The sequence below is a fragment of the Streptomyces sp. NPDC003697 genome, assembly GCF_053587115.1.
This window is the reverse complement of sequence record NZ_JBSFNN010000008.1, coordinates 1-25,642: the sequence shown is the minus strand read 5'-3', so window position 1 is coordinate 25,642 and position 25,642 is coordinate 1. Positions and strand designations below refer to the sequence as shown.

Annotated in this window: 28 protein-coding genes and 1 tRNA gene; 10 read left to right on the top strand and 19 right to left on the bottom strand. The window is 71.8% G+C overall.

Going from position 1 to position 25,642, the window contains the following annotated elements; genetic code table 11:
- Positions 1–186: 186 nt before the first annotated feature.
- Positions 187–2,589 (top strand): transglycosylase domain-containing protein, encoded by a 2,403-nt coding sequence (locus ACWDNY_RS05170; protein WP_451644337.1) that lies wholly within the window; start codon positions 187–189, stop codon positions 2,587–2,589.
- A 131-nt stretch (positions 2,590–2,720) separates the two neighbouring features.
- On the opposite strand, the gene ACWDNY_RS05165 is transcribed toward ACWDNY_RS05170, so the two are convergent.
- Positions 2,721–3,077 (bottom strand): GroES family chaperonin, encoded by a 357-nt coding sequence (locus tag ACWDNY_RS05165; RefSeq protein ID WP_451644336.1) that lies wholly within the window; start codon positions 3,075–3,077, stop codon positions 2,721–2,723.
- Positions 3,078–3,153: 76 nt separating this feature from the next.
- Positions 3,154–3,483, bottom strand: a complete 330-nt coding sequence (locus tag ACWDNY_RS05160) for a DUF3618 domain-containing protein (protein ID WP_451644335.1) — start codon at positions 3,481–3,483, stop codon at positions 3,154–3,156.
- A gap of 132 nt (positions 3,484–3,615) precedes the next feature.
- Between ACWDNY_RS05160 and bcp the strand changes: the two genes are divergently transcribed.
- From bcp to ACWDNY_RS05140, 4 genes are all read left to right on the top strand, one after another.
- Positions 3,616–4,083, top strand: a complete 468-nt coding sequence (gene bcp, locus ACWDNY_RS05155) for a thioredoxin-dependent thiol peroxidase (protein ID WP_451644334.1) — start codon at positions 3,616–3,618, stop codon at positions 4,081–4,083.
- A gap of 157 nt (positions 4,084–4,240) precedes the next feature.
- Complete coding sequence (locus ACWDNY_RS05150; protein WP_451644417.1) at positions 4,241–4,900, top strand: HNH endonuclease signature motif containing protein; 660 nt, start codon at positions 4,241–4,243, stop codon at positions 4,898–4,900.
- Positions 4,897–5,571, top strand: a complete 675-nt coding sequence (locus tag ACWDNY_RS05145; protein ID WP_451644333.1) for an HNH endonuclease signature motif containing protein — start codon at positions 4,897–4,899, stop codon at positions 5,569–5,571. Before ACWDNY_RS05150 ends, ACWDNY_RS05145 begins: the two co-directional genes overlap by 4 nt.
- Positions 5,571–5,654, top strand: a tRNA-Leu gene (locus tag ACWDNY_RS05140). Before ACWDNY_RS05145 ends, ACWDNY_RS05140 begins: the two co-directional genes overlap by 1 nt.
- Positions 5,655–5,702: 48 nt before the next feature.
- Here the strand turns inward: ACWDNY_RS05140 and rdgB are convergent.
- The 4 genes from rdgB to ACWDNY_RS05120 form a co-directional block, all read right to left on the bottom strand.
- Positions 5,703–6,305: an RdgB/HAM1 family non-canonical purine NTP pyrophosphatase gene (gene rdgB / locus ACWDNY_RS05135; protein WP_451644332.1), complete on the bottom strand. Its 603-nt coding sequence runs from the start codon at positions 6,303–6,305 to the stop codon at positions 5,703–5,705.
- 142 nt (positions 6,306–6,447) lie between these two features.
- Positions 6,448–6,852 carry a hypothetical protein gene (locus ACWDNY_RS05130; protein WP_451644331.1) on the bottom strand — a complete coding sequence of 135 codons (405 nt, stop codon included), beginning with the start codon at positions 6,850–6,852 and terminating at the stop codon, positions 6,448–6,450.
- Positions 6,853–7,001: 149 nt separating this feature from the next.
- Positions 7,002–7,739 carry a ribonuclease PH gene (gene rph, locus ACWDNY_RS05125; protein ID WP_451644330.1) on the bottom strand — a complete coding sequence of 246 codons (738 nt, stop codon included), beginning with the start codon at positions 7,737–7,739 and terminating at the stop codon, positions 7,002–7,004.
- Positions 7,740–7,909: 170 nt separating this feature from the next.
- Positions 7,910–8,143, bottom strand: a complete 234-nt coding sequence (locus tag ACWDNY_RS05120) for a glucose PTS transporter subunit EIIB (RefSeq protein WP_086572736.1) — start codon at positions 8,141–8,143, stop codon at positions 7,910–7,912.
- Between the two features lie 649 nt (positions 8,144–8,792).
- Between ACWDNY_RS05120 and ACWDNY_RS05115 the strand changes: the two genes are divergently transcribed.
- Entirely contained in the window at positions 8,793–10,058 is a 1,266-nt protein-coding gene (locus ACWDNY_RS05115) for a PTS transporter subunit EIIC (protein WP_451644329.1), read from the top strand.
- A gap of 170 nt (positions 10,059–10,228) precedes the next feature.
- Here ACWDNY_RS05115 and ACWDNY_RS05110 read toward each other — a convergent pair whose 3' ends face one another.
- The gene (locus ACWDNY_RS05110; RefSeq protein ID WP_451644328.1) at positions 10,229–10,981 is read right to left on the bottom strand and encodes an MBL fold metallo-hydrolase; all 753 of its coding nucleotides are present in this window, start codon (positions 10,979–10,981) and stop codon (positions 10,229–10,231) included.
- Between the two features lie 227 nt (positions 10,982–11,208).
- On the opposite strand from ACWDNY_RS05110, the gene ACWDNY_RS05105 reads away from it, so the two are divergent.
- Positions 11,209–11,679 (top strand): type II toxin-antitoxin system PemK/MazF family toxin, encoded by a 471-nt coding sequence (locus tag ACWDNY_RS05105; protein WP_451644327.1) that lies wholly within the window; start codon positions 11,209–11,211, stop codon positions 11,677–11,679.
- A 104-nt stretch (positions 11,680–11,783) separates the two neighbouring features.
- On the opposite strand, the gene ACWDNY_RS05100 is transcribed toward ACWDNY_RS05105, so the two are convergent.
- The 8 genes from ACWDNY_RS05100 to clpS form a co-directional block, all read right to left on the bottom strand.
- On the bottom strand, positions 11,784–12,347 hold the full coding sequence (locus ACWDNY_RS05100; protein ID WP_451644326.1) for a hypothetical protein: 564 nt from the start codon (positions 12,345–12,347) through the stop codon (positions 11,784–11,786).
- 188 nt (positions 12,348–12,535) lie between these two features.
- Positions 12,536–13,486, bottom strand: a complete 951-nt coding sequence (locus ACWDNY_RS05095; protein ID WP_451644325.1) for a PLP-dependent cysteine synthase family protein — start codon at positions 13,484–13,486, stop codon at positions 12,536–12,538.
- A gap of 5 nt (positions 13,487–13,491) precedes the next feature.
- Positions 13,492–13,770: a MoaD/ThiS family protein gene (locus tag ACWDNY_RS05090; RefSeq protein WP_451644324.1), complete on the bottom strand. Its 279-nt coding sequence runs from the start codon at positions 13,768–13,770 to the stop codon at positions 13,492–13,494.
- 116 nt (positions 13,771–13,886) lie between these two features.
- Positions 13,887–13,982: a putative leader peptide gene (locus ACWDNY_RS05085; protein WP_361498810.1), complete on the bottom strand. Its 96-nt coding sequence runs from the start codon at positions 13,980–13,982 to the stop codon at positions 13,887–13,889.
- Positions 13,983–14,061: 79 nt separating this feature from the next.
- Positions 14,062–14,484, bottom strand: a complete 423-nt coding sequence (locus ACWDNY_RS05080) for a Mov34/MPN/PAD-1 family protein (protein WP_451644323.1) — start codon at positions 14,482–14,484, stop codon at positions 14,062–14,064.
- Positions 14,485–14,618: 134 nt separating this feature from the next.
- On the bottom strand, positions 14,619–16,079 hold the full coding sequence (locus ACWDNY_RS05075; RefSeq protein WP_451644322.1) for an amino acid permease: 1,461 nt from the start codon (positions 16,077–16,079) through the stop codon (positions 14,619–14,621).
- Positions 16,080–16,428: 349 nt separating this feature from the next.
- The gene (locus tag ACWDNY_RS05070; RefSeq protein WP_451644321.1) at positions 16,429–17,040 is read right to left on the bottom strand and encodes a DUF2017 domain-containing protein; all 612 of its coding nucleotides are present in this window, start codon (positions 17,038–17,040) and stop codon (positions 16,429–16,431) included.
- 32 nt (positions 17,041–17,072) lie between these two features.
- Complete coding sequence (gene clpS / locus ACWDNY_RS05065; RefSeq protein ID WP_361498818.1) at positions 17,073–17,381, bottom strand: ATP-dependent Clp protease adapter ClpS; 309 nt, start codon at positions 17,379–17,381, stop codon at positions 17,073–17,075.
- A 154-nt stretch (positions 17,382–17,535) separates the two neighbouring features.
- Between clpS and ACWDNY_RS05060 the strand changes: the two genes are divergently transcribed.
- Together ACWDNY_RS05060 and ACWDNY_RS05055 are read left to right on the top strand one after the other, a co-directional pair.
- Complete coding sequence (locus ACWDNY_RS05060) at positions 17,536–18,882, top strand: nicotinate phosphoribosyltransferase (protein ID WP_451644320.1); 1,347 nt, start codon at positions 17,536–17,538, stop codon at positions 18,880–18,882.
- Positions 18,883–18,991: 109 nt separating this feature from the next.
- Complete coding sequence (locus tag ACWDNY_RS05055) at positions 18,992–19,579, top strand: nicotinamidase (protein ID WP_451644319.1); 588 nt, start codon at positions 18,992–18,994, stop codon at positions 19,577–19,579.
- A gap of 104 nt (positions 19,580–19,683) precedes the next feature.
- On the opposite strand, the gene ACWDNY_RS05050 is transcribed toward ACWDNY_RS05055, so the two are convergent.
- Both ACWDNY_RS05050 and ACWDNY_RS05045 read right to left on the bottom strand, forming a co-directional pair.
- Entirely contained in the window at positions 19,684–20,076 is a 393-nt protein-coding gene (locus ACWDNY_RS05050) for a hypothetical protein (protein WP_451644318.1), read from the bottom strand.
- A 121-nt stretch (positions 20,077–20,197) separates the two neighbouring features.
- Entirely contained in the window at positions 20,198–22,537 is a 2,340-nt protein-coding gene (locus ACWDNY_RS05045; RefSeq protein WP_451644317.1) for an immune inhibitor A domain-containing protein, read from the bottom strand.
- A 434-nt stretch (positions 22,538–22,971) separates the two neighbouring features.
- Here ACWDNY_RS05045 and ACWDNY_RS05040 point away from each other — a divergent pair, with 434 nt between their 5' ends.
- Positions 22,972–23,253 (top strand): hypothetical protein, encoded by a 282-nt coding sequence (locus tag ACWDNY_RS05040; protein ID WP_451644316.1) that lies wholly within the window; start codon positions 22,972–22,974, stop codon positions 23,251–23,253.
- Between the two features lie 29 nt (positions 23,254–23,282).
- Here the strand turns inward: ACWDNY_RS05040 and ACWDNY_RS05035 are convergent, their stop codons facing one another.
- On the bottom strand, positions 23,283–24,179 hold the full coding sequence (locus ACWDNY_RS05035) for an RDD family protein (RefSeq protein WP_451644315.1): 897 nt from the start codon (positions 24,177–24,179) through the stop codon (positions 23,283–23,285).
- Between the two features lie 309 nt (positions 24,180–24,488).
- On the bottom strand, positions 24,489–25,642 hold a 1,154-nt coding region (locus ACWDNY_RS05030), incomplete at its 5' end, for an RDD family protein (RefSeq protein ID WP_451644314.1).

The following is a 25,642-nucleotide window of genomic DNA, read 5'->3' as shown; positions in this document are numbered from 1 at the left end:
CCGAAGCGCAGGAGCCTAGTGCGCGGACGGCGCGGCGTGCCACCGGGATTTCCGGCCCGGACACTCGCTTGCGGCGGGGAACGGAACGCGGGGTACGAGAGTCTTCATCATGGGGCGCACAAGGCGCTCCAGGCGCACGAGGCGTACGGCGACGTACGACGCGAAACACAGGAGTCCGTGCACGACATGAGCGACGAGCCGCAGCAGCCGAACCAGGGCGGGACGCCCGAAGAGCCACCGGCGGGGCCCGAGGCGGAAGGCACCACGGCCGGGCGGCCGCGCCGCACCGGCCTGCGCCGCGTCATCCCCACCTGGCGCACGGTGCTCGGCTCCGTCCTCACCGTCGTCCTGCTGGTCATCGGAGCGTTCTTCCTCGGCTACTCCCTGGTCGAGATCCCGTCCGCCAACGCCCTCGCCATCAAGCAGAGCAACGTCTACCTCTATGCCGACGGCTCCGAGATCGCCCGCGACGGCGAGATCAACCGGGAGAACGTCGACCTCTCGCAGATCTCCAAGGACGCCCAGCACGCCGTCCTCGCCGCCGAGGACCGCGACTTCTACACCGAGTCCGCCATCGACCCCAAGGCGATGCTGCGCGCCGGCTGGAACACCGCCACCGGCAAGGGCAAGCAGTCCGGCTCCACCATCACCCAGCAGTACGTGAAGAACTACTACCTGGGCCAGGAGCAGACCGTCACCCGCAAGGTGAAGGAGTTCTTCATCGCGATCAAGCTGGACCGCAGCCAGTCGAAGGACCAGATCCTCTCCGGCTACCTCAACACCAGCTACTTCGGCCGCAACGCCTACGGCATCCAGGCCGCCGCCCAGGCCTACTACGGCGTCAAGGCCAGGGACCTCGACCCCGCCCGCGCCGCCTACCTCGCCTCCCTCGTCAACGCGCCCAGCGAGTACGACGTCGTCGCCCACCCGGAGAACAAGTCCGCCGCGGTGGCCCGCTGGAACTACGTCCTCGACGGCATGGTCCAGAAGGGCTGGCTCGACCAGTCGGAGCGGGCCGGCATGACCTTCCCCGCGCCGAAGGACGCCACCGTCTCCATCGGCTTGTCCGGCCAGCGCGGCTACCTGGTCAAAGCGATCAAGGACTACCTGGCCAAGAACGGGATTCTCGACGACCAGGCGCTGGACGCGGGCGGCTACCGCATCACCACCACCCTGCAGAAGAAGAAGCAGACCGCCCTCGTCGACGCCGTGAACGACAAGCTGATGTCCAGGCTGGACAAGGACGGCCGCAAGGTCGACACCTACGTCCGCGCCGGCGGCGCCGCCGTCGACCCCCGGACCGGCAAGGTCCTCGCCCTGTACGGCGGCGTCGACTACGTCAAGCAGTACACGAACAACGCCACCCGCCGGGACTTCCAGGTCGGCTCGACGTTCAAGCCGTTCGTGTTCACCGCCGCCGTCGAACACAGCTCCACCACCCAGGACGGCCGCCCCATCACCCCCAACACCTACTACGACGGCACCAACGCGCGCCCCGTCCAGGGCTGGGACGGCGGCCGCTACGCCCCCGAGAACGAGGACAAGGCCTCCTACGGCAACATCACCGTCCGCGAGGCCACCGACAAGTCCGTCAACTCCGTGTACGCGCAGATGGCCGTCGACGTCGGCTCCGACAAGGTCCAGCAGACCGCCGTCAGCCTCGGCATCCCCGCCGGCACCCCCGACCTGACCCCCTCCCCGTCCATCGCCCTCGGCCCGGCCACCGCCAGCGTCCTCGACATGGCCCAGGCCTACGCGACCCTCGCCAACCACGGCAGGCGCGCCCCCTACACGCTGGTCGAGAAGATCACAAAGGACCACTCCGACACGATCGCCCTGCCCGAGGGGACCACCGCCCGGGCCGTCAGCCGCGAGGCCGCCGACACCACCACCGCCGTCCTGCGCAGCGTCGTCCAGAACGGCACCGCCACCGCCGCCCAGGGCGCCGGCCGCCCCGCCGCCGGCAAGACCGGAACCGCCGAGGAGGACACCGCGGCCTGGTTCGCCGGCTACACGCCCGATCTCGCCGCCGTCGTCTCCGTCATGGGCCAGGATCCCGTCACCGCCGCCCACAAGTCGCTCTACGGCGCGACGGGCCTGCCCCGCATCAACGGCGGCGGAGCGCCCGCGGAGATCTGGGCCCAGTTCACGCGCAACGCCCTCAAGAACACCCCGGTCCACGACTTCGACCTGCGCCTCCAGCGCGGCGCCGACGTGATCCAGCCGCCGCCCGGCGACTCCGCCTCCCAGCCCCCCGGCCCCGGCGGCCAGGGCGACGGCGGTGCCACCGGCGGCCCGGACACCGGTGGCCAGGACCAGGGGCAGACCGGCGGCATCGACGGCCAGACCGGCGGGACCACGGGAGACCCCATCGGCGGCACGACCGGCGACGCCACCGGCGGCACCCCCGGCACCGCCACCGGCGGCACGACGGGTGGCACCCCCACCGCCGGCGGAGACACCACCTCCGGCCCCGGCGGCGACACCACGGGAGGCACGACCGGCGAGCCCGCCGGCAACACCACCGGCGACGGCGGCGCGGCGACCACCGGCAACGGACGGGACACCTTCCCCCACCGCCCGCGGTGAGAACAGCGGAAAGGGGCTGGTGACCACAGGGTCACCAGCCCCTTTCCGCACGGCCACCGGGTCCGGGACCCGGCGGACGGGCACGACGGCCGCACGGGCGCCCGCATCGGACGGACCGGACGCCGGAGCCTCTACAGATACAGCCCGGTGGAGTCCTCCGACCCCTCGAACCGGTCCGCGGCCACGGCGTGCAGGTCCCGCTCACGCATCAGCACGTACGGGATGCCCCGCACCTCCACCTCGGCCCGGTCCTCCGGGTCGAACAGCACCCGGTCGCCCGGCTCCACGGTCCGTACGTTCTGACCCACCGCGACCACCGCGGCCCAGGCCAGCCGGCGTCCCACCGCCGCCGTGGCGGGGATCAGGATGCCGCCGCCCGAACGCCGCTCGCCCTCACCGGTCTCCTGCCGGACCAGAACACGGTCGTGCAGCATCCGGATGGGCAGCTTGTCGTGATGGGTGCTGTGCTCGTTTCTCTTGGCGCTCACGCCTCGAACCTACCTGCCCTCAGCCCCCGCGCACGCAGGTGGGTCGCCCCCGCGCACGCGGGCGGGTCCCCCACGCTCAGCCCCGGCGCCGCCGCACGCCCAGCGCCAGCAGCCCCACCAGCCCCACGGCGACCAGCGCGACCGGCACGAGCCGCTCCAGCCGCGGTGCGCCGTCCTCGTCCACGAACTGCGCGCGCACCTCACTCACGGTCCGGTTGACCTGCACGTACGCACGGCCGACCGTGTGGTCGACATGGGAGACGACCTTGGCCTTCGCATCCCCGACGATCGTCTTCGGGTGTACCCGCGCCCCGATCTCGTCGAGCGTCTCGGCCAGCACCTCACGGCGGCGCTTGATGTCCGCCTCGATCTGCGCCGGGGTCCTGGAGTCCGCCGTGTCCGCCACCGTACCGCCTCCGATGTCCACTGATGCCTGTTCGGCACAGTCTGTCAGCTCTGCCTCCGACCGCACTGTCGGCACCCCCGGTTACCCTCGGACCGGCACGGTAATGACCTGACGCACGAGGAGACCACCCCGATGACCGAGCGACTCCAGCCCGGGGACACGGCCCCGGCCTTCACCCTGCCCGACGCCGACGGCAACGAGGTGTCGCTGGCCGATCACAAGGGCCGCAAGGTCATCGTCTACTTCTACCCGGCGGCCCTGACGCCCGGCTGCACCAAGCAGGCCTGCGACTTCACCGACAACCTCGAGGTGCTGGCCGGCGCCGGCTACGACGTGATCGGCATCTCCCCCGACAAGCCGGAGAAGCTGGCGAAGTTCCGCGACAAGGAGTCCCTGGAGGTCACGCTCCTCGCCGACCCTGACAAGCGGGTCCTCGAGGCCTACGGCGCCTTTGGCGAGAAGAAGCTGTACGGCAAGACGGTCGTCGGCGTCATCCGCTCCACGGTGGTCGTCGATGCGGACGGCAAGGTCGAGCGGGCCCTGTACAACGTCAAGGCCACGGGCCACGTCGCCAAGATCATCAAGGACCTGGGCATCTGACCGCCCGGCCCCGCAGCGCCCACAGCCCCGCGCGGCCCGCACCGGAGTCCCCGGTGCGGGCCGCGCTCGCGTTCGCATTCCGTGCGTGACGATCCGACCACCGGTTCGTTGGTCCGTACGAGAGAACGAACGCATGGCCGAGCACGGAGGGGGTGCCATGGGGGCGAGCGCGTACACCCGGGAACGACTGGAGGAGGCGGCCCGGGGCGCACGGACGCTGTCGCAGGCGCTGGAGAGGCTGGGGGTGGACCCGAAGAGCCCGACCCGGCGCTATGTGGCGGCGCGGATGCGAAAACTGGGCGTGGACGTCTCGCACTTCGAGCGGGAAGTGAAGTGGACGCGGGAGGTCCTGGAACCAGTGGTGGCGGCGTCGAGCAGTGTCAACGAGGTGCTGCGGCGGCTCGGCCTCGACGTCGTCGGCGGACATCACACCCACATCTCGCGGCGCATCAGGGCCTGCGGCATCGACACGTCGCACTTCACACCGGGGGTCCGGACGGAGCGCACGAGACGCGACCGTCCTCGCCGGACAGCCGCGGACCTTCTGGTCGAGGAGACGTCGGCGCACGCCCTGCGCATTCCGAACAGCCGACTCAGGAGGGCGTTGACCGAGTCGGGCGTGCGGGAGCAATGCGCCCTCTGCGGTGCCGACGGGACCTGGCTGGGATCCCCGCTCCCGCTGGAGGTCGATCACATCGACGGCAACTGGCGGAACAACCGGATCGGGAACCTGCGTCTGCTCTGCCCGAACTGTCACTCGGCGACGGACACTTACCGCGGTCGTGGCAAGAGGCGCGGAAAAAGCTCCGCCGCATGAGCGACGGCACGCGCTACACGCGGCAACAACTAAATGAGGCGGCCTCTTGCTGTACCGACCTCGACGAGGTGATCGCCTTCTTCGGAGCCCGTCGGTATGGATACCTCCGCACCTATCTGACGAGGCGCTTCGCGCACTTCGGCATCGACATCTCCCACTTCCGCCCCTGCGGCCGGCAGTCCCGGCCGTCACGCGACGAACTGCGGTCGGCGGTAGCCCAGTCGATCTCCCTGTCCGAAGTCCTGCGCCGACTTGAACTCGGAAGCCATGGTGCCCAGCGAGCGCGACTACAGCGGTGGATCGCCGACGACCAGCTTTCGACCGCGCACTTCCTGGGGCATGCCCACCGACGGGGAAGACCCTCGCCCACCGCCTCGCGGCCGGAGGACGTCCTGGTACGGCACGAGGCCGGACACCGCACGAACACCAGGCGCCTTCGCCGGGCGCTCCGCGCGGTCGGCGTTCCCGAGCGGTGCGCGCGGTGCGGGACCGACCCTGAGTGGTTGGGCAGGCCCATGACGCTGGAGATCGACCACATCAACGGGGACTGGAGCGACAACCGGCGGGAGAACCTGCGGCTGCTGTGTCCCAACTGCCATGCGATCACCAGCACGTGGTGCAGAGGAGGGGGCCGACGGCGGGCGACTCCCGGTACTATGACTGGCGGCTAGCGGCGGTGGCGCAACGGCGACGCAGCAGATTTAGGTTCTGTGGCCCTTGACCGGGCTTGAGGGTTCGAATCCCTTCCGCCGCACGCGAACGGCCTGCGAATCGAAAGCGAGACGCAGGCCGTTTCTGCTGCTCAGCCCAGCAGCTCCCGCACCGCCGGTACCAGTGCGCGGAACGCCTTGCCGCGGTGGCTGATCGCGTTCTTCTCCTCGGGGGTCAGTTCGGCGCAGGTGCGCGTCTCGCCGTCGGGCTGGAGGATCGGGTCGTAGCCGAAGCCGTTGGTGCCCGCCGGGGTGTGGCGCAGGGTGCCGGTCAGGTGGCCCTCGACCACCCGTTCCGTGCCGTCGGGGAGGGCCAGGGCGGCCGCGCAGGCGAAGTGGGCGGCGCGGTGTTCCTCGGAGATGTCGGAGAGCTGGGCGAGGAGCAGGTCGAGGTTGGCCTTGTCGTCGCCGTGCCGGCCTGCCCAGCGGGCGGAGAAGATGCCGGGTGCGCCGCCGAGGACGTCGACGCAGAGGCCGGAGTCGTCGGCGACGGCGGGGATGCCGGTGGCCTGGGCGAGGGCGTGGGCCTTGAGGAGGGCGTTCTCGGCGAAGGTGACGCCGGTTTCCCTGACGTCGGGGATGTGGGGGTAGGCGTCGGCGCCGATGAGCTCGTGGGTGAGGCCTGCGTCGGCGAGGATGGCCCTCAGTTCGGCGATCTTTCCGTTGTTGCGGGTGGCGAGGATGAGGCGGGTCATGCCGTCCAGTATCCCGGCCGGGCCGGCGTGGGTTCGTGCCGGTCCCGTCGGACCGCCGGGTCCGCCGGGTCCGCCTGTGCCGTCGGTCCACGGCACCGTCGACCCGAGCCGGTCCCGTGCGCGCTCTCGGCTCCGGCGGGGGTTACGGAGTGCAGACCTTGGTGAGTTCGCCGGCCGCGTCGGTGACGGGGCTGATGTCGGGGGTCCGGTCGCCGTTCCCGACGGCGGTGCGGACGTCGCCGACGGCCGCGCCGAGGTCGTCGACGGCCTTGTCGACGTCGGCGTCGTCGGTTCTGTCGCCGATCTTCCTCAGGTTCCGCTCGATGGCGTCGAGGGATTGCTCGGTGCGGGCGGGGTCGCCGGCCGCGTTCTCGACGGCCTGCTGGAGGTCGGTGACGCTGTCGGCGATGGAGTCGGCGGTCTGGACGCAGTCGAGTGCCTTGTCCACGGCGCCGCAGCCGGTGAGGGCCAGGGTGAGCACGGCGGCGGCCGCGGCGGTGATGGCAGTGGTGGTGCGGCCGGGGCGTCGGCGTCGGCTGGCGGCCATGGCGTGGGTCCCTCCCCGTTGCGGGCGCCTGGTGGGCGCCTCCCGTCGTCGGCCGGGCGTACGGCGGTGTGCCGTACGCCCGTACCGGTAGGGACGCGGTCCGGGGTGGGTGGGTTGCCCGCGGCGGCCGCGGCGGCTTGGGCTGCCCTTTACTTGGCGAGGGGCGTCTGGAGTGCCGTGCGCTGGACGGCGGTGAGGTCGGCGCAACCGGCCGTGGCGAGGTCGAGGAGGCTGTTGAGTTCGTCGCGGGCGAAGGGTTCGGCCTCGGCGGTGCCCTGGACCTCGACGAAGCGGCCGTCGCCGGTGCAGACGACGTTCATGTCGGTGTCGGCGCGGACGTCTTCCTCGTAGCAGAGGTCGAGGAGGGGGATGCCGCCGACGATGCCGACGGAGACTGCGGAGACGGTGCCGGTGAGGGGCTGGCGGCCGGGGCGGACGATCTTCTTGGCCTGGGCCCAGGCGATGGCGTCGGCGAGGGCGACGTAGGCGCCGGTGATGGCGGCGGTGCGGGTGCCGCCGTCGGCCTGGAGGACGTCGCAGTCGAGGACGACGGTGTTCTCGCCGAGGGCCTTGTAGTCGATGACGGAGCGCAGGGAGCGGCCGATGAGGCGGGAGATCTCGTGGGTGCGGCCGCCGATCCTGCCCTTGACGGATTCGCGGTCGCCGCGGGTGTTGGTGGAGCGGGGCAGCATGGCGTATTCGGCGGTGACCCAGCCTTCGCCGCTGCCCTTGCGCCAGCGCGGGACGCCTTCGGTGACGGAGGCGGTGCAGAGGACCCTGGTGTCGCCGAAGGAGACGAGGACGGAGCCCTCGGCGTGCTTGCTCCAGCCGCGTTCGATGGTGACCGGGCGGAGTTGTTCGGGGGTGCGGCCGTCGATTCGAGACATGGCGTCGAGCCTAGTGCCCCGTGATGGGGTCGAAGTCCCGGGCGGCGGTGCCGCGGGCTGCGCCGGGGCGGGGGCCGGGGCGGCGGGGGACGGAGGGGGGAGGTCATGGGGCGGGGCCCCTCCCGTGGCGCGTGGTGGGAGGGGCCCCGGGGGGGCCGGGCGGGCCGGTGTCACATCATGTCCTCGATCTCGGCCGCGATGGGGTCGGCGTCGGTGCCGATGACGACCTGGATGGCGGTGCCCATGGTGACGACGCCGTGGGCGCCGGCGGCCTTGAGGGCGGCTTCGTCGACCAGCGAGGGGTCGTTGACCTCGGTGCGCAGGCGGGTGATGCAGCCTTCGATCTCGTCGATGTTGTCGATGCCGCCGAGCCCGGCAACGATCTTCTCAGCCTTGCTGGCCATGTTCCTTCTCCCTGATCCGAACCGCTTTGTCGCAGTAACCCACAATTGGCCGATCTTCGCGAGCGGTTGTGCCGTGGGTACCGGTGGGCGGCGGTCACGGCAGCGGAACCGTCCGCCGACTGGTCTACACCAGCTTGCGGACGGGGGACACACGCGGTCAAGGGCCGGTGGTGCGGGCCGGGCAGGCCGCCAGGGGAGCCGGGCGGCCGGGCGGCCGGGCGGCCGGGCGGGTCAGGCGAGCCGGAAGGAGGAAGGTGCGACGTACCGTGGGGAGGCGGCCGGCGGGCAGGCTTGTTCCGCGGCGGCTCCGCTGGTGCGCGCGGGCCGGGTACGCGGCGGCTCCTCGGGTGCGCGCGGGCCGGGTACGCGGCGGCTCCTCGGGTGCGCGCGGTGCGGGGCCCGGCGGACTCCCGCGAGGGTGGCGGGCAGGGGCCGGGCGGACTTCCGCGCGGCGGACGGACCGGGCCGGGAGGCGCTCCCGTCGGAGGCTCGGCGGGCACGCCGCGTAGTCCTCGGGTAGCAGGAATCGTGGGTTCCTCGGGCCGCCTCCATCGTGCTACAACAGGTCTACACCACTGGGTGGTGTAGACCAGAGACGCCGCCGTCCCTCCCCCTGTACCGGGCGGCGCCCTGCCCACTGGAGGAAGTTGTGACCACGGCCAGCGCCGCTCCCGCGGCCGAGAAGAAGAAGGGCGCCGGCCCGATGGCTGTGCTGCAGCGCATCGGCCGCAGCCTCATGCTGCCGGTGGCGGTCCTGCCCGCCGCCGCCCTTCTGGTGCGTCTCGGCCACGAAGACATGCTGGGACGGCCCTCCTTCCCTACGTTCCTGACGAAAATCGCGGGCTTCATGTCGGCCGGCGGCAACGCGATCCTCGACAACATGGCGCTGCTGTTCGCCGTGGGCATCGCGATCGGCTTCGCCAAGAAGTCCGACGGCTCCACGGCGCTCGCGGCCGTCGTGGGCTACCTCGTCTTCAAGAACGTGCTGGCGACGTTCACCGACAAGAACCTGCCGAAGGAGGCGCACGTCGTCGACGGCAAGATCGTCATGGCGAACGCCCCGGTGGACGCGAAGGTCCTCGGCGGCGTGGTGATGGGCCTTGTGGTGGCCCTGCTCTACCAGCGCTTCCACCGCACCAAACTGCCGGACTGGGCGGGCTTCTTCGGCGGCCGCCGGCTGGTCCCGATCCTGTCGGCCTTCGCGGGCCTGGTCATCGGCATCGTCTTCGGCTACATCTGGCCGGTGCTGGGCACGGGTCTGCACAACTTCGGTGAGTGGCTGGTGGGTTCCGGGGCCGTCGGCGCCGGCGTCTTCGGTGTCGCCAACCGCGCGCTGATCCCGATCGGCATGCACCACCTGCTGAACTCCTTCCCCTGGTTCCAGGCCGGCGACTACCACGGCAAGAGCGGCGACATCCAGCGCTTCCTGGCCGGCGACCCGACGGCGGGCCAGTTCATGACGGGCTTCTTCCCGATCATGATGTTCGCGCTGCCGGCCGCCTGCCTGGCGATCGTGCACTGTGCGCGCCCCGAGCGCCGCAAGGTCGTCGGCGGCATGATGTTCTCGCTGGCGCTGACGTCGTTCGTGACCGGCGTGACCGAGCCGATCGAGTTCACGTTCATGTTCATCGCGCCGATCCTCTACGCCATCCACGCCGTGCTCACCGGCGTCTCGATGGCGCTGACCTGGGCGCTGGGCATGAAGGACGGTTTCGGCTTCTCGGCGGGCGCGATCGACTTCGCGCTGAACCTGGGCATCGCGAGCAACCCGTGGGGGCTGGTGCTGGTGGGCCTGTGCTTCGCGGCGCTCTACTACGCGGTGTTCCGCTTCGCCATCGTCAGGTTCAACCTGCCCACTCCGGGTCGTGAGTCCGACGAGGAACTCGCGGAGATACAGAAGGCCGAGGCCAAGTAGGACGTCCCCCCGGGCACCTGCGGCGAAAGGCGCGCTCCCCGGCCCGAAGCGGACCGGGGAGCGCGCCTTTTCAGGTCTCCGGGCGAGCGCGCCTTCCGCCGAGGCCGCCGGGGCCGGCTCCGCCCCGGCACGTCGACGAGCCGCGGGGACCGCAGGCGCTCGGCACGGGCTCAGACGTCGTACGACACCCCCGCCACCGCCAGCTCGACCGGCCCGTCGTAGACCGCGCGGGCGTCAGCCAGGTTGATCTGCGGGTCCGTCCACGGGGGGATGTGGGTGAGGACCAGGCGGCGGACGTGGGCCCGGGCGGCCGTCTCGCCGGCCTCGCGGCCGTTGAGGTGCAGGTCCGGGATGGACTCCTTGCCGTACGTGAAGGCAGCCTCGCACAGGAACAGGTCGGCGTCGCGGGCGAGTTCCTCCAGCGCCTGGCTGACGCCCGTGTCGCCGGAGTACGTCAGCGTCCTCCCGCCGTGTTCGAGGCGGATGCCGTACGCCTCGACGGGGTGGGCCACCCGCTCGGTGTGCACGGTGAAGGGGCCGATGTCGAAGGTGCCCGGCTTGACCGTGTGGAAGTCGAAAACCTCGCTCATGGACGAGGCGGTGGGGGTGTCGGCGTAGGCGGTGGTGAGCCGGTGCTCGGCGCCCTCGGGGGCGTGGACGGGCAGGGGGCCGCAGCGGCCGCCGTCGTAGCGGTAGTAGCGCGCGACGAAGTAGGAGCACATGTCGATGCAGTGGTCGACGTGCAGGTGGCTGAGGAAGATCGCGTCGAGGTCGTAGAGACCGCAGTGGCGCTGCAGCTCGCCCAGGGCGCCGTTGCCCATGTCGAGAAGCAGCCGGAAGCCGTCGGCCTCGACGAGGTAGCTCGAACAGGCCGATTCCGTGGACGGGAACGACCCCGAGCAGCCGACGACGGTGAGCTTCATGAAGCAGAAACCTCCGCTGGCGGGAAGACATCGGTGAGGACATCAGTAAGGGGTGACAGGGGTCGTGCGGTCCGTCGAGCGTAAGGCGCAAAAGGACGGGTCGGTCCTCCACCAGGGGCTGTTGTGGGCGAACTCACCTGTGGTGTCACCGGATCGGCTGACTCTGGGGCGCGTGGGGTTTTCCAGAGGGCGCGCGGCGCGGATCGCGCGCCGGTAACGTCGTCCGTATGGACACGTCCTGGTGGCTGGCGCTCGCGGCGGTGGTGCTGCTCGCGCTCGTCGCGACGCTCGTCGACGGGTGGGGACGGGGGCAGCGGTCCGGCCGGCGCCGGTCCCGCGCGCCGGGGCGGACGGCGGGCCGGGGCGGTGCCGCGCGGCCGCGGCCCGCGGAGATCTGGTGGGCGCACGTGCCGAACGCCGAGGGGCGCGAGGGCACCAGTGCGGTGGCGAAGGACCGGCCCTGCCTGGTGCTGTCCGTGCACGGCAAGCGGGCGCGGGTGGCCCGGATCACCAGCAGGGACCGCGGCGAGCGTGCGGGTGTGATTCCGCTGCCGCCGGGATCGGTGGGGGACGCGCAGGGCCGCACCAGTTTCCTGGAGACCGACCAGGTGCGGGAGGTGCCGGTGTGGGACTTCCGGCACCGGGTGGGGGTGGTGGACCCCGTGCTGTGGGACCAGGTGCGCTACCTGGCCGGGTGAGGCGACCGCCGTAGGGCCGCCGGCCGCCGCCGGCCCCCGCCGGGACGCCACGACCGTACGCCCGGGCCGGGCCGCCGTCGGTGGCGCCGGGTGACGGCGGGCCTTCACGGACTTCTCACCTCCACCGTGACGGTCCACTGCCGTGGGCCCTCGCAGGCGGTCCCGTCCGCCGCGGTGCCGCACGGGGGCCGGGAGGAGGCGAGCCGGGCGGTTCCGGGCGTGACGGCGTCGAAGGCGGCGACGGCGTCGCCGGGCAGGACGACGATGCCGGCGTTGGCGGCTCTGAGGACGTCGTCGCCGGTGGCCCTGACCGGGGTCCACGGGCGGTCCCTGGTGCCGTCGAGGGTGAGGCGGAGCTGTCCGCCGGGGGTCAGGCAGAGGGTGCGGCCGGAGTCGGCGGCGGTGAGTTCGACGCGCTCCGCGCAGGCTGCCGGGGAGGACGGTGTGCCGGCGGACGGGGAGGCGGAGGGCCGGCCCGTGCCGGTCGCGGACGTGGAGGTGGACGGCGGGGCGGGCCGGGAGGACGGGCCGGAGGCCGGGTGTGCCGCCGTGGGGGACGACGTGCCGTCGGCGGGGCCGCCGCCCTCGGTGCCGCAGGCCGTGAGCAGCAGCGCGGCCACCGCCGCCGCGGTGGCGGTGGTCCGGTGGAAGGTCGTCGTCCGGCGCATGGGGGCGGCCGCCTTTCTGCCTGTGCGGTTGCGGGTGCCCGTTTCCCCGGTGCCCTATGTGACGTCTTCCGGTCCACCGGGCTCGCCGGACGCGCGAACGGCGGAGCCCGGCCGGGTCCTTCGCGGAGCCGGCCGGGCTCGTGCCGCCCGTGCGGGGCGATCGGTGTGTCGGCCCGAGACGCTGGGGCCTACGCCCAGAGCTGGCCGTGCAGCGTCTCGATGGCCTCCTCGGTGGTGGCCGCGGTGTAGACGCCGGTGGAGAGGTACTTCCAGCCGCCGTCGGCGACGACGAACACGATGTCGGCGCTCTCGCCCGCCTTCAGGGCCTTCCGGCCGACACCGATCGCGGCGTGCAGGGCCGCGCCGGTGGACACGCCCGCGAAGATGCCCTCCTGCTGCAGCAGCTCGCGGGTGCGGGTGACCGCGTCGGCCGAGCCGACGGAGAAGCGGGTGGTGAGCACGGAGGCGTCGTACAGCTCGGGGACGAAGCCCTCGTCGAGGTTGCGCAGGCCGTAGACGAGGTCGTCGTAGCGCGGCTCGGCGGCGACGATCTTCACGTCCGGCTTGTGCTCGCGCAGGTAGCGGCCGACGCCCATGAGGGTGCCGGTGGTGCCGAGGCCGGCGACGAAGTGGGTGACCGACGGGAGGTCTGCGAGGATCTCCGGGCCGGTGGTGGCGTAGTGGGCTCCGGCGTTGTCGGGGTTGCCGTACTGGTACAGCATCACCCAGTCGGGGTGCTCGGCGGCCTTCTCCTTGGCGACGCGCACGGCGGTGTTGGAGCCGCCGGCCGCGGGCGAGGAGATGATCTCGGCGCCCCACATGCGCAGCAGGTCCCGGCGTTCCTGGGAGGTGTTCTCGGGCATCACGCAGACCATGCGGTAGCCCTTGAGCCTGGCCGCCATGGCCAGGGAGATGCCGGTGTTGCCGGAGGTCGGCTCGAGGATGGTGCAGCCCGGGGTGAGGCGGCCGTCCTTCTCCGCCTGCTCGACCATGTGCAGTGCGGGGCGGTCCTTGACGGATCCGGTCGGGTTGCGGTCCTCCAGCTTGGCCCAGATGCGGACGTCCTCGGACGGCGACAGCCGCGGCAGGCGCACCAGCGGGGTGTTGCCGACCGCGGCGAGCGGGGAGTCGTAACGCATGCGGATCAGGCCATACCGCCGGCCACGGCCGGCAGGATCGTCACGTTGTCGCCGTCGGCGAGCTTGGTGCTGATGCCGTCGAGGAAGCGGACGTCCTCGTCGTTGAGGTAGACGTTGACGAAGCGGCGCAGCTGGCCGCCGTCGACGATGCGGGCCTGGATGCCCGTGTGCCGGGTCTCGAGGTCGGCGAAGAGGTCGGCGAGGGTGTCTCCGTTGCCCTCCACGGCCTTCTGCCCGTCGGTGTACTGGCGGAGGATGGTCGGGATGCGGACCTCGATGGCCATGGCTTCGGACTCCTGTCGAATGGAGGTCGGTTCGGTGGGCGCGCGGCGGCACGGAGCGTTCGGTCACGCGGGGCGGGGGCCGTGGGCTCACGGCCGTACGGCGGCGGTGTGCTGCGTCAACAGATGGCGCTGTCGAGCCGGCACAGGTCGACGTGCAGCCGCGCCACGAGCAGGGCGCCCGGCGTCTTCTCGCTCACGTCGTCCATAACCATGGGCTCATCGTATCGATTCCCGGCGCCCCGTCCGGAGTGCGGTACCACAGTGCGGACGTTCGCCGACCGAGGGGTGGGATCAGTAGGTGTCGACGACCTTGACGTCCTCCTCGGTGATCTCGCCCTCGACGATCCGGAAGGAGCGGAACTGGAAGTCGCCGGCGCCGTCGGTGTCGGCGGTGGAGACCAGGACGTAGTGCGCGCCGGGCTCGTTGGCGTAGGAGACGTCGGTGCGGGAGGGGTAGGCCTCGGTCGCGGTGTGGGAGTGGTAGATCACGACGGGTTCCTCGTCGCGGTCGTCCATCTCGCGGTACAGCTTGAGCAGGTCCTGGGAGTCGAACTCGTAGAAGGTGGGCGACCGGGCGGCGTTCAGCATGGGGATGAACCGCTCGGGCCGGCCGGAGCCCGCCGGTCCGGCGACGACGCCGCAGGCCTCGTCGGGGTGGTCCTGGCGGGCGTGGGCGACGATCTGGTCGTGCAGGGCCTGGGTGATGGTCAGCATGAGGCTCAGGATAAGCAGGCGGGCCGCCCCGTACCGAAGGGTGGTACGGAGCGGCCCGCATGGCGGACGTCCTGAGCGGCGGCCGCGGGGTTCCCGCGAGCGGTCCCGGGGGCCGGACGTCCGGGCGGAGCGGGTCAGCCCACGTTCTCCAGCTCCGGCTCGCGGCGGGAGGTGACCTGCGGGTTGCGGGCCTTGAGGACCCACCAGCCGATGGCCAGGGCGATCGCCCACACGGCCATCACGTACAGGCACACCCGGGAGTCGGCGTCGTAGGCGATCAGGCCGGTGACGAAGAGCAGGAAGACGATGGCGATCCAGCTGCACACCGCGCCGCCCGGCGCGGGGAAGGAGGAGGCGCGCAGCCGGCCCGCGTCGACGGCGCGGCGGTAGAGGACGTGGCTGACCAGGATCATCAGCCAGGTCCAGATGCCGGCGGCGGTGGCGACGGAGGTGACGTAGCCGAAGGCCTTCTCGGGGACGACGTAGTTCAGGACCACGCCGATGCACATGAAGGCGACGGAGACGGTGATGCCGAGCGCCGGGGTCTTGGAGGCGGACAGCTTGCTGAAGACCCGCGGGGCCTCGCCGTTGTCGGCGAGGGTGCGCAGCATGCGGCCGGTGGAGTACATGCCGGAGTTGCACGACGACAGGGCGGCGGTGAGCACGACGAAGTTGACGATGCCGGCGCCGGCCGGGATGCCGATGACCGCGAACGCCTTCACGAAGGGGCTGACGCCCTCCGCGAACTCGGTCCACTTGACCACGCACAGGATGACGGTGAGGGCACCGACGTAGAACAGGGCGATGCGCCAGGGCAGGGTGTTGATCGCCTTGGGGAGGGTCTTCTCCGGGTTCTCGGACTCGCCGGCGGTGACGCCGACCAGCTCGACGGCGAGGTAGGCGAACATGACGCCCTGCAGGGTCATCAGGGACGAGCCGATGCCCTTGGGGAAGAAGCCGTCGAAGGCCCACAGGTTGGAGACGGCCGCGGTGTCGCCGGCGGCGCTGAAACCGAAGGTGAGCACGCCCAGGCCGATGACGATCATGCCGATGAGCGCGGTGACCTTGACCATGGAGAACCAGAACTCGATCTCGCCGAAGAGCTTCACCGAGATCAGGTTGGCCACGAACAGCACGACGAGGAAGACCAGCGCCGTCACCCACTGCGGGATGGACGGGAACCAGTAGTGGACGTAGATGGCGGCGGCCGTCAGTTCGGCCATGCCGGTCACCACCCACATCAGCCAGTACGTCCAGCCGGTGAAGTAGCCGAAGAACGGGCCGAGGAACTCGCGGGAGTACTCGGCGAAGGAGCCCGAGACCGGGCGGTAGAGCAGGAGCTCGCCGAGCGCCCGCATGATGAAGAAGATGATGACGCCGGCGAGGGCGTACATGAGGATGAGACTGGGGCCGGCCTTGGCGATGTTCGCCCCGGCGCCCAGGAAGAGGCCGACGCCGATGGCGCCGCCGATGGCGATCATCTGGACCTGGCGGCTGCCGAGTCCTCGCTCGTAACCCTCTTCGGGAGCGTCGCCGCTCACGACGTCATTGCGGTCGTGCTCGTCGTAGCTCTTCCCGACCTGCGATGAGGTCATGTGTGGTGCGCCTTTCTCCATGCCGACCCGGGCCGCTGGTCGGCCGCGGATCGGGTTGCGATCCCCCCGGATACCTGGAGCTGAGCGGCTTACCGGGGCCGCTCGTGCCTGGCCGGCGGTTACCGGCTCGGTGGCGCACCCGGCGGGACATGGGTGGTGTCCGCCGGGCGGTCGTGAAGATGTACCACGCCCCCGGGACTGATCACCGGAGCGCGCTGTGGCGCATCGCACAAGGAGAAGCAGACAAAGCGCACACCGGTCGGCGATATCGGGCGGGGGCGGTGACGGGATCGTTATCCGGATTTGAGCGTCCGTTGAGCGAACACCGCACCGGTCAAGCCCGGGCGGATCAGGGCATAAGGGTGGTGACGAGGGTTTCCTGGAGGCCGCCGAGCCACAGGTAGGCCATCACCATCGGCTTGCGCGGGTCCTCGTCCGGGAGGCGGAAGAGGTCGTCGGTGTCGTCCTCGTCGGAGATCTCCAGGCGGGAGCCGATGGCCAGGCGCAGGTCGTTCAGGGCGCCGAGCCACCGCCTGGACTCCTGCGCCGACAGGCGCAGCACCGCCCCGCCCTCGCCGGCGGAGCCGGAGGCCAGCTCGTCCAGCGAGCGGATCACCGCGAGGGCGTTGTCGCGCTTGCCGGCACGCAGGTCGTTCTCGGTGTAGCGGCGGAACTCGGCGGAGTGCGCGCGCTGCTCCTCGGCCTCCCCCGGGGAGGTGGGGGCTTCCTCCGGGTCGCCGTAGGCGTCCGGGAACAGCCGCCTGAGCACGGGGTCGGAGGGCGGCTCGCTCGGGCCGTCGGCGAACAGTCCGGCGAGCGGGTCGGCGGACGCGTCGTCGGCGGGGCCGGGGCCGATCAGCTCCAGGAGCTGCACGGCCAGCGACCTGATGATGGAGATCTCGACGTCGTCGAGCGCGACGGCCGCGCCGCCGCCGGGGAGCGGTTCGAAGTGTCCTGGCATGGGGGTCGGTTCGCTGCTTCCGGTCCTGGCGGCTATTTCCGGTCCTGCTGGAGGGTGGCCCACAGACCGTAGCCGTGCATGGCCTGCACGTCGCGCTCCATCTCCTCGCGGCTGCCGCTGGAGACGACCGCCCGGCCCTTGTGGTGGACGTCGAGCATGAGCTTGGTGGCCTTGTCCTTGGAGTAGCCGAAGTACGTCTGGAAGACGTACGTCACGTAGCTCATGAGGTTGACCGGGTCGTTGTGGACGATCGTGACCCAGGGGACGTCGGGCTCGGGGACGGCGAACGTTTCCTCCGCCGACTCGGGGCGTTCGATCTCTGCGGGAGCGGGTGAGGTCACACGCCCATGCTGCCACCGCCGGGGGGTAGGAGCACAAACGGGCCCCGCGGCGATCCGCCGTTCGTGCCCGCCCGGCCGGGCGGCTGCGGAGGTGATCCCCATAATGGACCCCGGAAATCGTCAGTCTGACGAAATCGGAGTACGATCCCCCACCATGAACACAGCGGACCTTGGGCTGCCGGTGGACGTCCCCTCGACGGCGCTCTTCACGGACCAGTACGAGCTGACGATGCTGCAGGCCGCCCTGAAGGCCGGCACCGCCGGGCGGCGGAGCGTCTTCGAGGTCTTCACCCGACGCCTGCCCGACGGGCGGCGCTACGGCGTCGTGGCGGGCACCGGCCGCGTCCTGGACGCGGTGGAGAACTTCCGCTTCGACGCGGGCGTCCTGTCCTTCCTGCGCGAGCGCGCCGTCGTCGACGAGGCGACCCTGGAGTGGCTCGCCGGCTACCGGTTCAGCGGCGACATCTGGGGCTACCCGGAGGGCGAGGTGTACTTCCCCGGCTCACCGATCATGCGGGTGGAGGGCACCTTCGGCGAGTCCGTGCTGCTGGAGACGGTGATCCTGTCGATCCTGAACCACGACTCGGCGATCGCGGCCGCCGCCTCCCGCATGGCGTCCGCCGCCGGTGACCGGCCGCTGATCGAGATGGGTGCCCGGCGCACCCACGAGCTGGCCGCCGTCGCCGCCGCCCGGGCCGCCTACGTCGGCGGGTTCGCGACCACCTCGGACCTGGCGGCCGGCTTCCGCTACAACATCCCCACCGTCGGCACCTCCGCCCACGCCTTCACCCTGCTGCACGACAGCGAGCGGGACGCCTTCCGGGCCCAGGTGGACTCCCTCGGCCGGGACACCACCCTGCTGGTGGACACCTACGACGTCGCCGAGGCCGTCCGGACCGCCGTCGAGGTCGCCGGGCCGGAGCTGGGCGCCGTGCGTATCGACTCCGGCGACCTGCTGCTGGTCGCCCACCGCGTCCGGCAGCAGCTGGACGAGCTGGGCGCCCACGACACCAAGATCGTCGTCACCTCGGACCTCGACGAGTACGCCATCGCCTCCCTGGCGGCGGCGCCCGTGGACGCCTACGGCGTCGGCACGCAGCTGGTCACCGGCTCCGGCCACCCCACGGCGTCCATGGTCTACAAGCTGGTCGCCCGCGCCGAGAGCGCCGACCCGGCGGCTCCGCTGGTGCCGGTGGCGAAGAAGTCCACCGGCGGCAAGACGTCCGTCGGCGGGCGCAAGTGGGCCGCACGGCGGCTGGACGGGCACGGAATCGCCGAGGCCGAGGTCGTCGGCACCGGCCCGGTGCCCGCCGACCTCGCCGACCGGCAGCTACTGGTCCAGCTGGTCGAGGGCGGCGAGGTCGTGGGCCGTGAGCCCCTGGACGTCGCCCGCGACCGGCACGCGGCCGCCCGCGCCGGGCTGCCGCTGTCGGCGACGCAGCTCTCGCGAGGGGAGCCCGTCATTCCGACGGAGTACGTGCAGACGGGCTCGGGTAGCTAAAGCGGGTGCGCACTCCCGCAGCAGTCCCCGACCCCTTGCGTGCGGGCCCCGGTGCCGCCGGGCCCCGCACCCCTCCTCCCACCGACCCGACCGTCGAAGGACACCGACCATGCGCCGCGCCCTGATCGTCGTAGACGTGCAGAACGACTTCTGCGAGGGAGGCAGCCTCGCGGTGGCCGGGGGTGCCGACGTCGCCGCCGCCATCACCGAGCTGATCGGCCAGGCACCGGCCGGGTACCGCCACGTGGTGGCGACCCGCGACCACCACATAGCGCCCGGCGGTCACTTCGCCGACAACCCCGACTACGTCCGCTCCTGGCCCGCGCACTGCGTCGCCGGCACGGAGGGCGTGGGCTTCCACCCGAACTTCGCCCCCACCGTCGCCTCGGGCGCGATCGACGCCGTCTTCGACAAGGGCGCCTACGCGGCGGCCTACAGCGGCTTCGAGGGCGCCGACGAGAACGGGCTGTCGCTGGCCGACTGGCTCAGGGCCCGGGAGATCGACGAGGTCGACGTGGTGGGCATCGCCACGGACCACTGCGTGCGGGCCACGGCCCTGGACGCCGTGAACGAGGGCTTCCGCACCAGGGTCCTGCTGGACCTGACCGCCGGGGTGGCCGAGGAGACCACGGACCGGGCCCTGGAGGAGATGCGCCGGGCGGGCGTCGAACTCACGGGCAAGCCGGTCGTCGCCTAGGACTGCCGCCCTGGGCCCCCGCGCCGGGCGCGGGCCGTACGTCCCCTGCCCTCTGCGCCGGGCGGCGAGGGTGGGTCCCCCCTCTCCGCGCCGGGGGCGGGCCGTCAGCCCCGGTCGGCGACCGGTGGGCGCCGGGGCTGAGCGGGGGCCGTGGGGCGCCCCGGCAGGGACCGGACGGAACGCCACAGCTCCGTCCGGCCGGCGGCCTGCCCGACAGCGCCGCCGGGGGCCGTGCGCCATATCAGGCCGTCCGGGTGGTGCAGGACCGCGGTGACCTCGTCCGGCGTCGGCGGGGCCGCGTTGCCGCGCAGGTAGACGGCCCGCAGACCCAGGTTGCGCAGGCGCGTCAGCGCACGGGCGCGGTTGCGGGCGTGGACCAGTACGCGGACTCCCCCGGCGGGGTCGCTGCCGGGCGGGCCGCCGGCGGCGGGGCTGGGCAGGTTCAGCGCCACCACCACGGTGCCGTTCGGCAGCTTGCAGAAACCTCCTGCGGTCATGCAGTCACATCCCCGTTCCGGTCGGTGTCAATAAGCGAGCCATAGGACGCACCTAAACACGATCGGCGGCAACCCGCCAAGGGGTCGCCGCCGAAACGTGTTCTACCTGCGCTTTTACCGACTACTTAGCCGCGCGGTCCACCACGAGCTCGATCGTGGAGCCGTCCCTGGCCTCCTTGGTGATCGAAATCTTGGTGTTGGTGTCAGTGACCTCGACACCACCGGCCGGGTTCGACGGGTCGTAGTAGGTGTGGGTCCGGTCGTTGAAGACGGACACACCCCTCGACGCCTTGATCTCCTTGGCGACGTCCGCCCTGTGCAGCGTGATGCCGTCCGTGCCGTACAGGCTGAAGGGCGAGTCGTACGCCTGGACGCGGTTGCGCATCAGGGTGCCGTCGGTCCACCGCAACGCCACCGGGTGCGAGTCGACCGGCAGGATCAGACCGGTGCCCGGGTGGGCGCTGGTGTTGTTGTCCAGCTGGGAGGTGTCCCACTTCCAGATCAGCAGGCCGTTCTGGTACGGGTAGTGCTCCACCCAGTCCGGACGGCTGGCGAAGCCGAAGTTGTACGGGCCCGTCTTCAGGGTCGTGTCGTACGAGACGTACTGGCGGTTCTCGGCGAGGTAGTACTGCTTGTAGTCCTTGGTGAAGGACGCGCCGATGCGGGAGAAGCCGTTCGCCGTCCAGGCCGCGTCCGCGGTCTCGGCGTTGTCGGAGAACAGGGGGGCGCCGTCGGCGGTCACCTTGATCTCGTCGGCCGCGAAGCCCTTCTGCGCCACGCCGCCGTCGGTCTGGTAGCGGAAGCGGAGCTGGATCTTCTTGCCCGCGTAGGCGTCGAGCGGGTACGACAGCTTCGTGTAGCCGTCGACCGTGCCGGTCAGGGCCGGCTTGTCGCTGCCGTCGCGCGGGATGGCCTGGCCGTCCACCGTGCCGTCCAGGGCGGTCCAGTTGGCGCCGCCGTCGGTCGACACCTCGGTGTAGAGGTAGTCGTAGTTGGCCTCGATGTCGTACCAGCCGTCCAGGGTGAGGGCGGCCGACGACTTGCCGGTGAGGTCGACGGAACGGGTCAGGGTGTTCTTGAGGTCGTCACCGCTGCCGCTCCACCACTGGGTCGAGCCCTCGGCCGGGGTGACCACCTCGGTGGTGACCGCCTTGTCCGGCAGGGAGACGATCAGCGCCTGGCGGTGCTGGGTGTTGTACTCGGCGACGCCCAGCTTGTGCCACGACTTCACACCGGCCTTGGCGGTGTCGTAGTTCAGCCAGCCGAGCTGGAGCTTGTCCCAGGAGTTCATGTCGCCCGGCAGGTCGCCGATGGCGTCCTCGCCGCGGCCGAGCCAGGAACCGGAGGACATGAGCGTCCAGAAGCCGGTGGAGTTCTCGCCGCCGGCGGTGTCGTACTCGTCGGGCAGGCCGAGGTCGTGGCCGTACTCGTGGGCGAAGACGCCGAGTCCGCCGTTCTCCGGCTGGATGGTGTAGTCGCCGACCCAGATGCCGGTCTTGCCGATCTGCGTGCCGCCGAGCTTGTTGTTCTCGGGGCCGGTGGCGCCGGCGTCGGTGCCGAAGGCGTACCAGCGGTGCGCCCAGATCGCGTCCTCGCCCTGGACGCCGCCGCCGGCGGACTCGTCCTCACCGGCGTGCACGATCTGGAAGTGGTCGATGTAGCCGTCGGGCTCGTTGAAGTTGCCGTCGCCGTCGTAGTCGTAGCGGTCCCACTGGTCGTAGTTGGCCAGGTCCGCCTTGATGTCGGCGTCGGACTTGCCGGCCGCCTCCTGCTGGGCCACCCAGGCGGTGACGCCGTCGCTGACGACGTTCCACACGCTGGAGCAGGTGGTGTCACCGCAGTAGTTCGAGCCGTAACGGGCCTCGTTGTAGGGCACCTTGACCCAGTCGGAGACCTCGCCGTCGACCGAGTAGCGGCCCGAGGACTGCTTCTCGTAGTACTTCTTCATGGACTCGACACCGTCGCCGGTGCCGAAGTACATGTTCTCGAAGTGCTTCCGGTCGTAGTCCTGCTGCCACGCCGTGCTGTTGTCCGACGTGCGGTCGGGCGCGGCTATCTGGTTGTGCAGCGGGCCGGCGGTGCCGCCGTACTTGGGGTCGACCTGGTCGCCGAACTCGACCAGGATGGTGAAGATCTTGTCGGTCTTCTGCCGGCCCAGCTCGACGTACTTGTCGTCGCCCGTCAGCTGGACGACCTTCGAACCGTTGCGGTCCTTCACCTGCGCCTTGCCGGCGATGACCTGGTTCAGCGCCTCCTGGCGCTGGGCTTCCTGAGTCTTGCTCAGCGGGCCGTCGAGGTCGTGCTCCGCCATCTTCACCGGCTGCGGGTCGTGCCGGTCGACGGAGGCGGAGGTGTCCGTCGTCGCGGCCTCCGCCACGGCGAACGTCGAGAACGAGGCGGTGGCCGCCGCGAGCGCGACACCGATCGCCGCCGTTCTGAACGTCCAGGGTTTGCTGGTCACGTGCTGTCCTCCCCTGACGCGTCCCAGGGCGCGCGGAAGGGGGTCTCTGGGCATACGGGCATGCGGGATAGGGGCATGCGGGCATGCGGAAGTCCGCGCGCAATCAACGCGTGTAGTCAAGTGACCACATTTGACTGCAGGTTCAAGAGAAAAGACAGACCTTGACTTGGACAGGTCAAGTGCACTATGCGGAGGCGGCGTCCGCTTTGCGGACGGCCGGGACAGCGGCCGACGGCGCGCGAGCGCGTCCACTTCGTGGACGATATGACTCCGTGCGCCCCCCATGCATCGGTACCGTGGGTTAGGTCACGCTTACCGGCCGCTCCCCTCGGGCATGGAGGCGGTTAGAGTCGAATGGCGGAACGTCAGGAAGTCGGCGGAAAGCCAGGCCGGCACCCCGTCTCACCCCCGATCCTGCCGAGGACACGATTGCCATGCCTCGTCCGACTGCCGCACAGCTCGCCTACGGTTGCTGCACCGTGCTCTTCTCCACGCTCGCCATGCTGCTGCTGTCACAGACGAGTTCGGGCCTGTGGATCGCCGTCATCGCCGTCGCGGCGCTCGCTCTGGGACTGCTCGTCGCCCTGACGGTGGCGGTGCCCGGGACACGCCCCTCGGCGCCCGAGGCGGCCTTCGCGCCGCGGCAGCGGGTACCCGAGCGGCGCGAGCGCGTCTCCGCCGGCGCCGAGGCGGCACGGGGGACGACGGCCTCCTGACGTTCGTCCGCCGCCGGTGCGACGCCCCGTCAGCGGACGCTCACGACCACCGTCTTGGCCGCCTTGTCGTGCAGGCCCTGCCGGTAGGGGCGGTCGAAGTAGCTCCAGCCCCCCGAGACCGCCAGCCAGACGCAGGCGCAGCAGAACCAGAAGGGCAGCCAGAGCACCAGCGCGCGCACCAGCGAGGTCTGCACGGACGGGGTGGCGCCGTTGTCGAGGTTGGCCACCCGCATGCCCAGCCACCTCTTGCCGAGCGTCTGCCCCGATCGGGAGGTCAGGTAGGTGTCGTAGGCGACGTAGAGCACGGCGGCGATCACTGACTGGGTGAACGACCTGCCGATCTCGATGCGCTCGGTGTTCACCATGTACTCGTTCACCCGCAGGCCCCAGGTGATCAGCCAGACGACGACGCCGACGAGGATCAGGTCGATGATCCGGGCGAGCGTGCGCCGGCCGGGATCGGCGAGCGGGGGCATGCCGGCGAGCGGGTCGGACGGGTACTCGCCGCCGCCGTACGGGCCCTGCGGGCCGCCGCCGTAGGGGCTGTGGGGGCCCTCGCCGCCTTGCGGGGCACCGCCGTAGGGGCTGCCGCCGCCGGGAGGCCGGTCGCCGTACGGGCTGCCGCCCTGGGGGTTCTCACCGGGAGGCCGGTCGCCGTACGGGCTGCCGCCCCGGGGCTCTTCGCCGGGAGGCCGGTCGCCGTACGGGGTACCGGCCGGGGGCCGGTCGCCGTACGGACTCCCGTTTCGCTGATCCCCGCCCCAAAAGCCGCCGTGAGGGCCGTCGCCGTACGGACTGCCGTTCCGCCGGTCCCCGCCCCGGGAGCCGCCGCCGCGAGGCCCGTCGCCGTACGGGCCGCCGCCCCGGGGGTTCTCGCCGGGGGGCGGTGGCTGCTGTCCGGAGCCGGGGGGCGGTTCGGTGCTCATGGCCCGAGTCGACCGCGAACCCCGCGCCTTCGCATCCGGCGCACGGCCGTAGGGAGTAGCGGGCGAGGCCTGTCTACGCCGTAAGGGGGCAGCGCGGCCGTACGGGCGCAGCGCGCGGGTCCCCGTGCCGGAGGGAGGAGGGGCCGCCGTGGCCGCAGCACGCCGCGGACCGCACCGGCCCCGCTGGTGCGGTCGTCGCACGACGTCCCGGGCGGCGTCGCGGGAACGCCGGGACGGGCGCCGCGCCAGACGCCCGCGGAAAGGCCCGAGACGCCGTGCGGGGCCCGTGCGGCGCGGCCGGACGGGGCGTCAGCCGGCCACGAAGGTGTGGGCCGCCTTGTCGTGCCAGCACTGGTGCCACGGCCGGTCGAACAGGCACCACACCACGCCCACGGCGCCGATGCCCAGCAGTGCGGGCACGCTGTAGACGAGCCAGCGGCGCAGGGCCGTGCCGAACGACGGGGGCTCGTTGGCCTCGATGTCCCGTACCTGGAGACCGCACAGCTTCTTGCCCAGGGTGCGGCCCCACCGGGCGGTGGGCAGCACCTCGTAGACGACACCGAACAGCAGCAGCACGGCGAGGACGATGCCGAGGTACGTCGCCGTCGTGCCGTCCAGCAGCCAGACCGTGACCGTACGGCCGGAGAGCCTGGCCGCGTCGATCTTCTCCTCGACGTGGTCGACCGCCTTCGCGCCCAGGGGTACGCCGGCCACGGCGGTGACGGCCGCGAGGACGACGGTGTCCACCAGCCGGGCCGCCAGCCGCCTGCCGAGACCGGCGGGCCGGGCCTCGGCCTGACGGCGCGCCGCCGCCTGGAAGAAGTCCTCGACGGGCGGCTTCCACGGCACCACGGGCTGGTCGTCGGCCGATCCCGCGAGCCGGTGCACCTGCTGGGCCCACGACGACTGTCCCCCACCGGGGCCGGCGGTCATGGGCGTCGGCGCGACGGCGGAAGCGCCGGAGGTGACCGGCGCCGCGGCGGCCTGGTGCGGCACCGAGGACGGGGCGGGCTCCGACGGCACGGAGGGTGAGGCGGCGGCGCCTGTCCGGGCCTGCGCCTGCGCCGCCGCCCGCGCGGCGGCCGCCTTCCCGGCGGCGAAGCCGGGGCCGCCCGCACCGGCGGACGCGGCCGGTGCGGCGGGACCGGGGCCGCCGGCGGCGGCCTGCCCGCCCTGCCCCGGCGCCGCGAAAGGCGTCCCGCTGCCCGGCCCGCCGAACCCGGCCGCCGGAGGGGGCCCGACCGGCCCGGGGCCCTGGGCCGCGGCGTCGGCTCGGGGCCGGAGCCCGTGACCGCCGCCCTGCCGGCCCGCACCGGCCCCCGCCCCACCGGCCCCCGCCGCACCGGCCGCACCGAATGCCGCCGCCGGGCCGGGCCGAACTCCAGCTGTTCGGCGATCTCCGGGGTGGTCACGAGGTCGAACTCGTCGAGGACCAGCGTGGCTGGGCTGTCCTGGCCGCTGAG